Origin of the sequence: Micromonospora sp. NPDC047793 (assembly GCF_040642635.1) — a bacterium.
Lineage (GTDB): Bacteria > Actinomycetota > Actinomycetes > Mycobacteriales > Micromonosporaceae > Micromonospora.
Genome location: NZ_JBEYSG010000030.1, coordinates 47,851 through 58,207, shown reverse-complemented (window position 1 = coordinate 58,207; position 10,357 = coordinate 47,851). Strand labels below are relative to the sequence as shown.

The 10,357-nt window shown below is 73.4% G+C and carries 10 protein-coding genes and 1 rRNA gene; 10 read left to right on the top strand and 1 reads right to left on the bottom strand.

What is annotated here, in order from left to right:
* From rrf to ABZ738_RS32075, 4 genes are all read left to right on the top strand, one after another.
* A 5S ribosomal RNA gene (gene rrf, locus ABZ738_RS32090) occupies window positions 1-94 on the top strand; the annotation flags it as partial.
* A 151-nt stretch (window positions 95-245) separates the two neighbouring features.
* On the top strand, window positions 246-1,940 hold the full coding sequence (locus ABZ738_RS32085) for a hypothetical protein (protein ID WP_357219584.1): 1,695 nt from the start codon (window positions 246-248) through the stop codon (window positions 1,938-1,940).
* Window positions 1,907-2,917, top strand: a complete 1,011-nt coding sequence (locus ABZ738_RS32080) for a Replicase polyprotein 1ab (protein WP_357219596.1) — start codon at window positions 1,907-1,909, stop codon at window positions 2,915-2,917. Before ABZ738_RS32085 ends, ABZ738_RS32080 begins: the two co-directional genes overlap by 34 nt.
* Entirely contained in the window at window positions 2,914-3,933 is a 1,020-nt protein-coding gene (locus ABZ738_RS32075; RefSeq protein WP_176093329.1) for an HAD-IIA family hydrolase, read from the top strand. The genes ABZ738_RS32080 and ABZ738_RS32075 overlap by 4 nt, the downstream gene beginning before the upstream one ends.
* Before the next feature lie 57 nt (window positions 3,934-3,990).
* Here ABZ738_RS32075 and ABZ738_RS32070 read toward each other — a convergent pair whose 3' ends face one another.
* A complete protein-coding gene (locus ABZ738_RS32070) occupies window positions 3,991-4,329 on the bottom strand; it encodes an SCP2 sterol-binding domain-containing protein (protein WP_131056384.1) in 339 nt (112 codons plus the stop codon).
* A gap of 113 nt (window positions 4,330-4,442) precedes the next feature.
* On the opposite strand from ABZ738_RS32070, the gene ABZ738_RS32065 reads away from it, so the two are divergent.
* From ABZ738_RS32065 to steA, 6 genes are all read left to right on the top strand, one after another.
* Window positions 4,443-5,075: a hypothetical protein gene (locus ABZ738_RS32065; protein WP_357219580.1), complete on the top strand. Its 633-nt coding sequence runs from the start codon at window positions 4,443-4,445 to the stop codon at window positions 5,073-5,075.
* A 94-nt stretch (window positions 5,076-5,169) separates the two neighbouring features.
* Window positions 5,170-5,394 (top strand): hypothetical protein, encoded by a 225-nt coding sequence (locus ABZ738_RS32060; protein WP_254876780.1) that lies wholly within the window; start codon window positions 5,170-5,172, stop codon window positions 5,392-5,394.
* Between the two features lie 15 nt (window positions 5,395-5,409).
* Window positions 5,410-6,270, top strand: a complete 861-nt coding sequence (locus tag ABZ738_RS32055; RefSeq protein WP_357219576.1) for a TlyA family RNA methyltransferase — start codon at window positions 5,410-5,412, stop codon at window positions 6,268-6,270.
* 79 nt (window positions 6,271-6,349) lie between these two features.
* Window positions 6,350-7,234, top strand: a complete 885-nt coding sequence (locus ABZ738_RS32050) for an NAD kinase (RefSeq protein WP_131054652.1) — start codon at window positions 6,350-6,352, stop codon at window positions 7,232-7,234.
* 57 nt (window positions 7,235-7,291) lie between these two features.
* Window positions 7,292-9,049: a DNA repair protein RecN gene (recN, locus tag ABZ738_RS32045; protein WP_357219572.1), complete on the top strand. Its 1,758-nt coding sequence runs from the start codon at window positions 7,292-7,294 to the stop codon at window positions 9,047-9,049.
* Window positions 9,050-9,168: 119 nt separating this feature from the next.
* A complete protein-coding gene (gene steA / locus ABZ738_RS32040; protein WP_131054654.1) occupies window positions 9,169-10,347 on the top strand; it encodes a putative cytokinetic ring protein SteA in 1,179 nt (392 codons plus the stop codon).
* The last annotated feature ends 10 nt before the right edge of the window (window positions 10,348-10,357 follow it).

Below are 10,357 nucleotides of genomic sequence, written 5' to 3'. Positions count from 1 at the left end.
AACGCCCGGTTACATTCCGAACCCGGAAGCTAAGCCCTCCAGCGCCGATGGTACTGCACCCGGGAGGGTGTGGGAGAGTAGGACACCGCCGGACACACGTTACAGTCGAGGGCCGCCCGAAATCGGGACGGCCCTCGACTGCGTTGCGTCGTGGAACGACGTATTCAGGAAGGATGTACCAGTGAGTTCTGGACCTCAGGGCGACGACCGTCCCCGGGGCTACGAGGGACGGCCCGGCGACCGCGATGGCGACAACCGCCGTGGCGACCGTCCGTCGTACCGCGACGATCGCGGTCGGGAGCGTGACTCCCGCGACGGTGGACGTGGCGCCGGCGGTTACGGTGCTGACCGTTCCCGGTCCGGTGGCTTCCGTCGGGACGGCGACCGTCGTGAGGGCGGCTACCGAGGTAGCGACCGGGGCACCGGCGGCGGCTTCGGTGGCGACCGACGTGGCTCCGGTGGCGACCGGGAAGGCTCCCGCGGCGATCGCGGCACCGGCGGCTTCCGTGGTGAGCGGCGTGAGGGCGGTTTCGGCGAGCGTCGCCAGGGCGATGACCGACCGGGTTTCCGCCGCGACAACGACCAGCGCGGCACCGGCGCCCGAGGCGACCGGCCTACCGGTGGCTTTCGGGGCGGTGACCGTCGCGAGGGTGGTTTCCGTGGTGGCGACCGTCGCGAGGGTGGCTTCCGGCCGGAGCGTCGCGATGGTGGTGACCGTCGTGAGGGTGGTTTCCGCAGCGACCGCCGGGACGGCGACAGTCGGGACAGCGGCTTCCGCCCCGACCGTCGTGACGGTGGTGGCGACCGTCGTGAGGGCGGTTTCCGGGGCGGCGAGCGTCGTGAGGGCGGTTTCCGGGGCGGTGACCGTCGTGAGGGCGGTTTCCGGGGCGGTGACCGTCGTGAAGGCGGCTTCCGGGGCGGTGACCGTCGTGAAGGCGGCTTCCGGCCGGAGCGTCGTGACGGTGGTGACCGTCGTGAGGGCGGTTTCCGTGGCAGCGACAGTCGCGAGAGTGGCTTCCGTGGTGGCGACCGTCGTGAGGGCGGTTTCCGGCCGGAGCGTCGCGATGGTGGTGACCGTCGTGAGGGCGGTTTCCGTGGCAGCGACAGTCGCGAGGGCGGTTTCCGTGGTGGCGACCGCCGCGACGGCGGTTTCCGTGGCAGCGACCGCCGCGACGGTGAGCGTCGTGAGGGCGGTTTCAGCAGGGGCTCCCAGGACCGGGGTGGTTTCCGCAGCGACCGTCGCGATGGTGACCGTCGCGAGGGCGGTTCCCGTGGTGAGCGTCGCGAGGGTGGTTTCCGGGACGGCGGTTCGCGGGACCGGGACGGTGCCTCGCGCGGTCCCGCACGTGACTTCGGCTCGGGTGACCGTCGTGAGGGCGGGTACCGGCCGGATCGACGGGACGAAGGCTCTCGCCGGGGTAGCGACGACCGCCGTCAGGGCGACGGCGGTGGCTACCGGCGTACCGAGGGCGGCTTCGGCGGTGCCCGCCGGGAAGGCAGCGCACGCGACGGTGACCGTCGTGAGGGCGGTTTCCGGGGCAACGATCGCCGCGAGGGTGGCTTCCGGCCGGACCGTCGGGACGGCGACCGTCGGGACGGCGGCTTCCGTGGCGGTGAGCGTCGTGAAGGCGGCTTCCGGGGCGGTGAGCGCTCGGAAGGTGGTTTCCGGGGCGGTGACCGTCGTGAGGGTGGCTTCCGCGACCGCGCGTCGAGCGGCTCGGGCTTCCGGGACGGTGAGCGTCGGGACGGTGGCTTCCGCGACGACCGGGACCGACGTGACGGGTCGGACCAGGCCGAGGGTGGGCGTACGCCGGCCCCGGTGCTGCCGGACGAGATCGTCGCGACCGATCTCGACAAGGACGTACGCGCCGAGCTGCTGTCGCTGTCGAAGGGGGTCGCGGACAGCGTGGCCCGGCACCTCGTGGCGACCGGGCAGCTGATCGACGAGGACCCCGCCGAGGCGCTGGCCCACGCGATGGCCGCCCGTCGGCTGGCGTCCCGGATCGCCGCCGTGCGTGAGGCGGTCGGTCTGGCCGCGTACCACGCGGGCGAGTGGCAGACGGCGATCGCGGAACTGCGGACGTACCACCGGATGAGCGGTGTGCAGAGTCACGTCGCGGTCCTCGCGGACTGTGAGCGGGCGCTGGGTCGGCCCGAGCGGGCCATCGACCTGTTCCGTGGAGCCGAGCAGGAGAAGCTGGAGGCCGCCGTCGCCATCGAGCTGCTGATCGTGGCCGCCGGTGCGCGAGGCGACCTGGGTCAGCGGGACGCGGCCGTGGCCATGCTCCAGGTGCCAGAGCTGACCACCGACACGGCCCAGCCGTGGACGGCCCGGCTGCGGTACGCGTACGCGGACGCGCTGCTCGCGGTGGACCGCCGGGCCGAGGCCCGGGAGTGGTTCTCCCGTGCGGCCGAGGTCGACGCCGAGTCGGAGACCGACGCGGCGGAGCGGCTGCTCGAACTCGACGGCGTGGTCATCGAGGGCGACGACGAGGACGAGGCCACCGAGGAACTGGTCGCGGGCCCCGGCGCTCCGGGTGCGGTACCGGCCCGGCCGGACAGCGAGCTGACCGAGGACGAGCACCCTGACGACGCCGACACGGCCGAGGACGCGGTCGGCGACGACGTTGCCGCGGTCGAGGACGAGCACACCGACGACGTCGACGCGGTCAGCGACGATCGTGTCGAGAACGACGCGGTCGAGGACGAGGACGAGGTCGGGGACGACCGGGTCGTGGCCGTCGAGGCGGAGTCTCGCGGTGACGAGGTCGTCCAGGCGGATGCCGTGACGGCGTCCGACGCTGCGGCGACGAGTGGTGCCGCGACGGCGTCCGAGGTTTCGGCGGCGAGCGGTGTCGGCGAGTCGTCCCCGGCGGACGGCGAGCGGTCCGGGGATTCGGAGACCGAGCGGCGATGAGCGGTGACGGGGAGCGGCTGGTCGACGGGTACGCCCTGGTCGTCTTCGACCTGGACGGGGTGATCTATCTGATCGACCGGCCGATCCCCGGCGCGGTCGAGGCGGTCGCCCGGCTGCACGGCGAGGGTCGGGCGGTGGCGTACGCGACGAACAACGCCTCGCGCCGGCCGGCCGACGTGGCCGACCTGCTCACCGGGATGGGCGTACCGGCGCGGCCGGACGAGGTGCTGACCAGCGCGGCCGCCGCCGCTCAGCTGTTGGGGGAGCGGCTGCCGGCCGGCGCCCCGGTGCTGGTGGTGGGTGCCGAGGCGCTGCGGGCGGAGATCCGCGAGGCGGGTCTGACGCCGGTCTCCGGTGCCGACGAGTCGCCGGTCGCGGTGATCCAGGGGTACGGCCCGCAGGTCGGCTGGGCCGACCTGGCCGAGGCAGCGGTGGCGGTACGCGGCGGGGCCGCGTGGATCGCCACCAACACGGACCGGACGCTGCCCAGCGGGCGGGGCCCGCTGCCGGGCAACGGTTCGTTGGTCGCCGCGCTGGCGACCGCGCTGAACCGGCAGCCCGACGAGGTGGTGGGCAAACCGTCGCCGGAACTGTTCGCCACCGCCGCGCGACGGGCGGGCGAGGGCCGGTCCCTGGTGGTCGGTGACCGACTGGACACCGACATCGAGGGTGCCAACCGGGCGGGACTGGACAGCCTGTTGGTGCTCACCGGCGTCAGTGACGTACCCGAGTTGCTCGCCGCGCCGCCGGACCGCCGGCCCACGGCGGTGGCCTGGGACCTGGCGGGGCTCTTCGAGCCGACCGCGATGGTGCGGGTACCGGCGGCCGATGCGGAGCACGGTGGTTGGCGCGTCACGACCGGGCCGGACGGCTGGGAGCTGACCGGCGCGGGTCGACCGCTGGACGCGCTCGCGGCGCTCTGCGCCGTGGCGTGGGAGCGTCGGTCGGAGGGTGTGCCGCGCCCGGGTTCGCCGGAGGCGGCGACGGCGCTGGAGGCACTCGGCCTGACCGGCTGAGCCACGCGTGCCGAGAAGTGCCACCGCTCCTGTCCGGTGCGGTGAGCGTGCCGGCACTCAGAGCAACTTGCGCAGTTTCATCAGGTCGAACGGGTTGGCCTTGATCGAGACGCGTCGGCTGGCCACCGCGCGGGTCACGTCGAGGTCACCACGGACCAGGGCGATCAGGTCGTCGCTGGTGGTGGTCATGGCGATCTTCGCCTTGGGATCGTCGCCGTCGGTCAGCCCGAGCAACCGTCCACCGGTGAGTCGACCGTGGAAGGCGGTCTCCAGGTCGCTGATCCGGCAGGCCAGGGTGCGGTCCAGGTCGACGTGCTCGCGGACGGTCTCCGCGTTGCGGTCCAGCCGCGCGGCCAGATCCTGCAACGCCTGCCGACACTCGTCCACGGTGGCCACCGTCGCCTCCTCGCCTCACACCACGTCGTACTCCGGGCACCGTACCGCACGGGACCCCGACCGCGGCCCGGTAGCGTGACACCTGCCGGAACCGCGGGTGAAAGGACTCAGGCATGCAGGACGCGTGGCGCGCCTACCTCGAACTGGCCATGGGCCTGACGGAGGCGCCCCGGAAGAAGGCGCAGGACGCGGTACGCCGGTTGGCCGGTTCGACCGGCGCGACCGCCGCACAGCTCCAGACGTTGGCCGAGGAACTGCGCTCGACCGGCGCGGAGAACCGGGAGGCGCTGACCAAGCTGGTGCGGTTCGAGGTCGAACGCGCGCTCGGCGCCGTGGGGCTGGCCACCGCCGACGAGGTCGAGGAGTTGGAGCGGCGGGTACGCGAGCTGGAACGCCGGCTGCGCGCGGCGGCCGACACCACCGCCGTACCGTCGCCGGTCTCCGGAGGTCCGGAGGTCGGCACGCCCGCCGACCTGGCGGCCGAGGCCGCCGAGACCGCAGTGGCGGCCCCGCCGACCGGGCACGCGGCGGCGAAGAACCCGGTCGCCAAGAAGGCAGTGGCGAAGAAGGCGGTCGCGAAGAAGGCGGGTGCCGTGCCGCCGCCGGAGGATCAGCCGGCGGCGAAGAAGGCCGTGGCGAAGGTCGCGAAGAAGGCGGTGGCGAAGAAGACGCCGGGTTCGGTGGCACGTCCCGCCGACGGTGACGCCCCGGCCCGACCCGCCAGCCGCCCGGACACCACGCCGTGACCGGCCGTCGCTCGCGGCGCCCCGGGCCGACGCGGTCGGCCGTGGGGCGGCGAGAGGTCGGATCGGGTGCTGCGACGCGGGCCGGAGCGCGGCGGTGAGCGTGTCGCCACGGCCCGGGCCACCACCGGGGCCGCGCCCGGGTCCACCGCCGCAGTCGTGGAGCGAGGACGGCGCCGACGACGGGGGACACCCGGCGGTGGACGCCGCCGTGCAGGCGATGGCGAACGCCGCGAACCTCGCGCCGGCCGACCAGATCGCGCAGTACGAGGCCGCGTACCAGACGTTGCGGGAAACGCTCGCCACCATCGACCAGGCCTGAGGAGACCCTCCGCCCATGGCACGTCGTAACCGGTTGGACGCCGAACTCGTCCGTCGTGGCCTGGCCCGCTCCCGGGAGCAGGCCGCCGACCTGGTGGAGGCCGGTCGGGTACGGCTTCGGGGGGTGGTGGCCCGCAAGGCCGCCGCGATGGTCGACCCCGCCGACCCGCTGGTGGTCACCGGCGCCGACCCCGCCTCCGAGTACGTCTCCCGGGGCGGACACAAACTGGCCGGTGCGCTGGCCGCCTTCGCCCCCGGTGGAATGACCGTGACCGGCCGGCGGTGCCTGGACGCCGGGGCGTCCACCGGCGGCTTCACCGACGTGCTGCTGCGGGCGGGCGCGGCCGAGGTGGTGGCGGTCGACGTCGGCTACGGACAGCTCGCCTGGTCGCTGCGGACCGACGAGCGGGTCCGGGTCCTGGAACGGACGAACGTCCGGACGCTGACCGCCGAGGCGATCGAAGGACAGGTCGACCTGACGGTGGCCGACCTGTCGTTCATCTCGCTGCGGCTGGTGCTGCCGGCCTTGGCCGCCTGCACGGCCGTCGACGGCGACCTGGCGTTGATGGTCAAGCCCCAGTTCGAGGTGGGCCGGGAACGGGTCGGTGCGGGTGGCGTGGTGCGGGACCCGGCGCTGCGGGCCGAGGCGGTGCTCGACGTCGCCGCGTCCGCCGCGACGCTCGGACTGGGGCTGGCGGAGCTGGCGGCCAGCCCGCTGCCCGGCCCGAGCGGCAACGTCGAGTTCTTCGTATGGTTACGCCGGGACGCGCCAGCGGCCGACCCGGAACGGGTACGGGCCGTGGTGGCGGCCGGGCCCGGTGCGCCGGCGGCCGCCGGTGACGCGCGTGACGAGGTGACGAAGGAGGTGGCCGGGTGAGTGAGGGCAACTCCGCCACGGCGGGGGTAGGTCCGGGTGGTTCGACGCGACGGCCGACCCACGGCGGGCGGGCCTTCCGGTGACCCGTACCGCCCTGCTGGTGACCCACACGGGTCGCCGACGCAGCACGGAACACGCGCGAACGGTCGCGGCCGACCTGATCGCCGCCGGCTTCGAGGTCCGGGTGGTGGCCGAGGAGGCCGAGGATCTCGATCTGCCGGGTGCGGTGCCGGTGACCGGGCCGGAGGCGGCCGAGGGTGCCGAGATCGTCTTCGCGCTCGGTGGTGACGGCACCTTCCTGCGTGCCGCCGAGCTGGCCCGCCCGGCGAAGGTGCCGCTGCTCGGCATCAACCTGGGCAAGGTCGGCTTCCTGGCCGAGGCGGAGATCGACGATCTGGATCTCGCCGTTCGCGACGTGGTGGGCCGCAACTACAGCGTCAACGAGCGGCTCACCCTGGACGTCACCGCCGAGTTCGACGGCGGGCCGACGATCGAGTCGTGGGCGCTCAACGAGATCAGCGTCGAGAAGGGCGAACGGGCCCAGATGCTGGAGCTGCTGGTCGATGTGGACGGTCGCCCCCTGTCGCGGTACGGGTGCGACGGGGTGGTCTGCGCCACGCCGACCGGCTCGACGGCGTACGCCTTCTCCGGCGGCGGGCCCGTGGTCTGGCCCGAGGTGGAGGCGCTGCTGCTGGTGCCGATCAGCGCGCACGCCCTGTTCAGCCGGCCGCTGGTGACCGCGCCCACCTCGACCTTCTCGATCACCGTGGACCCGTTCACCACGCTGGCGGTGCTCTCCTGCGACGGGCGGCGGGTCTACGACCTGCCGCCGGGCGCCCGGGTCACGGTGCGTCGCGGTGTCCTGCCGGTGCGGATCGTGCGGCTGCGCGACCGGTCGTTCACCGACCGCCTGGTGGCCAAGTTCGACCTGCCGGTGCACGGCTGGCGGGGCAACCGCCGCTGACCCGGGTCGCCGCGCCGGCTGGTCAAGTGTCGGGCCACGCGTCTACTGTCGGGTGCTGTGCTGGAGGAGCTACGGATCACCGGACTGGGCGTCATCGAGGACACCACGCTGCCGCTCGCCGGTGGCATGAATGTCATCACCGGCGAGACCGGTGCCGGTAAGACGATGGTGGTCACCGGCCTTGGCCTGCTCTTCGGGGGTCGTGCCGACGCGGGGCGGGTGCGTGCCCAGCCCGGTCGGGCCGTCGTCGAGGGGCGCCTGCGTCTCAGCGGTCGGGTCGCCGAATCGGTGCACGCCCGGATCACGGACGCCGGGGGCGAGCCCGACGACGACGGCGCGATGCTGCTGAGCCGGACGGTCACCGTGGAGGGTCGCTCGCGGGCGCATCTTGGCGGGCGGAGCATGCCGGTGTCGACGCTCGGCGAGGTGGGCGAACAGGTGGTGGCCGTACACGGCCAGTCCGACCAGTTGCGCCTGCTGCGTCCCGCCGAGCAGCGGGCCGCCCTGGACCGCTTCGCCGGGCCGGAGCACGAGAAGCTGCTGGAGGCGACGCGCGAGGCGTACACGCAGTGGCGTCGGGTGGTGGACGACCTGGCGGACCGGCGGCGCAACGCGCGGGAGCGCCACCAGGAGGCGGATCTGCTGCGGCTCGGGCTCGACGAGATCACCCGGGTCGATCCGCAGGCCGGTGAGGACGACGAGCTCAAGACCGAGGCGCAGCGGCTGGAACACGCCGAGGGACTGCGTACCGCGGCGCAGGTCGCCCACCAGTGCGTGGCCGGCGGGTTGGAGGCCACCGACGACACCACGGACGCCTCGGCGCTGCTCGGCACCGCCCGGCGGACGTTGGAGGCGCAGGCCGGCACCGATCCGGCCCTGGGTGAGCTGGCGGCGCGGTTGGAGGAGGCGGCGACCCTGGTCGCCGACGTGTCGGTGGAACTGTCGACGTACCTCGCCGGGCTGGACGCCGACCCGGCCCGGCTGCAGAGCATCTACGAGCGCCGGGCCGCGCTGCGGGCGTTGACCCGCAAGTACGCCGACGACGTCGACGGGGTGATCGCCTGGGCGGAGCGGGCCCGGACCCGACTGTCCGACCTGGACATCTCCGACGAGGTCCTTGAGGAACTGGACCGGGAGGCGTCCCGGCTGGCCGCTGAGGTGGCCGAGTTGGCCGGCCGGTTGTCGGCGTCCCGCCAGGAGGCGGCGGTGCGCTTCGCCGAGCAGGTGACCGTCGAGTTGGCCGGGCTGGCCATGCCGCACGCCCGCGTCGAGGTGGCGGTGCTGCCCCGGCCGGCCGGGCGGACCGAGCCCACGTTGCCGGTCAACGGGGTGGAGGTCGGTGTCGGGCCGGACGGCGGCGACGAGGTCGAGTTGCGGCTGCTGGCCCATCCCGGTGCGCCGTCGTTGCCGTTGCAGCGCGGCGCGTCCGGCGGTGAGCTGTCCCGGGTGATGCTCGCCATCGAGGTCGTCTTCGCCGGTTCGGGCGGTCCGCCCACGCTGGTCTTCGACGAGGTCGACGCGGGGGTCGGCGGTCAGGCGGCGGTGGAGATCGGCCGTCGGCTGGCCCGGTTGGCCCGCAGCCACCAGGTGCTGGTGGTGACCCACCTGCCGCAGGTGGCCGCGTTCGCCGACCGCCACCTGGTGGTGGCGAAGGACACCGGTGGCGCGGTGACCACCAGCGGGGTGCGGGTGGTGGAGGACACCGAGCGGGCCCGGGAACTGGCCCGGATGCTCGCGGGTTTGCCGGACTCGGATCTGGGTATCGCCCACGCGGAGGAGTTGCTGGCCGTCGCGGCCCGAGAACGGCGGTCGTGAGAACCGTCATTGTGAGCGGAGGCACACCGGCCTTCGCCCATCTGTGCTTCCCTGGGTAGGCGGCCCTGCTCAGGCATGTCGCGACAGATTCGCCTGCCTCACATGCCAGGATGGTCACGATGCGTCTACCCACGTTGCGCCGGACCCGGAACGCGGAACCGGGACGAATCCTCGGCACCGCCCGCCTCGACCGCCGGACGAAACGCCTGGTCGGTCGGCTCCGCCCCGGTGACATCGCCGTGATCGACCATGTCGACCTGGACCGGGTCGCCGCCGACTCGCTGGTCGCCGTGGGCGTCGGCGCGGTCCTCAACGCCAAGCCGTCGGTCTCCGGCCGCTATCCCAACCTCGGTCCGGAGGTGCTCGTCGCGGCGGGCATCCCACTCCTGGACGACCTCGGTGAGGGCGTCTTCGAGCGGATCCGCGAGGGCGACACCGTGCGGATCGAGGGCAACACCGTCTATCTCGGCGACGAGCCGCTGGCGCACGGCAGCCTGCAGGACGCCGAGAGCGTGGCCAAGGCGATGAGCGACGCCCGCGAGGGCCTGTCGGTGCAGTTGGAGGCGTTCGCCGCCAACACCATGGACTACCTCAAGCAGGAACGTGACCTGCTGCTCGACGGTGTCGGCGTACCGGACATCGCGACCGAGATCCAGGGCCGGCACTGCCTGATCGTGGTGCGGGGGTACGACTACAAGGCCGACCTGGACGTGCTGCGCCCGTACATCCGGGAGTTCAAGCCGGTGCTGATCGGCGTCGACGGCGGGGCCGACGCGCTGGTCGAGGCGGGCTACACGCCGGACATGATCATCGGTGACATGGACTCGGTCACCGACGACGTGCTGCGCTGCGGCGCCGAGGTGATCGTGCACGCGTACCCGGACGGCCGGGCTCCCGGTCTGCCCCGGGTCAACGGCCTGGGGGTGCCGGCGGTGACCTTCCCCGCCGCCGCCACCAGCGAGGACCTCGCGATGCTGCTGGCCGACGAGAAGGGCGCCTCGCTGATCGTCGCGGTGGGCACCCACGCCACCCTGGTCGAGTTCCTGGACAAGGGGCGCGGCGGCATGGCGTCGACGTTCCTCACCCGGCTCAAGGTCGGTGGCAAGCTGGTCGACGCCAAGGGTGTGAGCCGGCTCTACCGGCAGAGCATCTCGGGTTCCTCGTTGTTGCTGCTGGTGCTCTCGGCGGTGGCGGCGATGGCCTCGGCGGTGGCGGTGTCCACCGTCGGCAAGGCGTATTTGGGCGTGGTCTCCGAGTGGTGGGACAATTTTGTGTTCCAGCTCGGCCAGCTCTTCTAGCTCCCGACCG

Coding starts and splice junctions, on each gene's coding strand:
- ABZ738_RS32065 (WP_357219580.1), top strand. CDS start 4,443: ATGCAGGACGCGTGGCGCGCCTACCTCGAACTGGCCATGGGCCTGACG.
- ABZ738_RS32055 (WP_357219576.1), top strand. CDS start 5,410: ATGGCACGTCGTAACCGGTTGGACGCCGAACTCGTCCGTCGTGGCCTG.
- ABZ738_RS32075 (WP_176093329.1), top strand. CDS start 2,914: ATGAGCGGTGACGGGGAGCGGCTGGTCGACGGGTACGCCCTGGTCGTC.
- ABZ738_RS32085 (WP_357219584.1), top strand. CDS start 246: ATGGCGACAACCGCCGTGGCGACCGTCCGTCGTACCGCGACGATCGCG.
- steA (WP_131054654.1), top strand. CDS start 9,169: ATGCGTCTACCCACGTTGCGCCGGACCCGGAACGCGGAACCGGGACGA.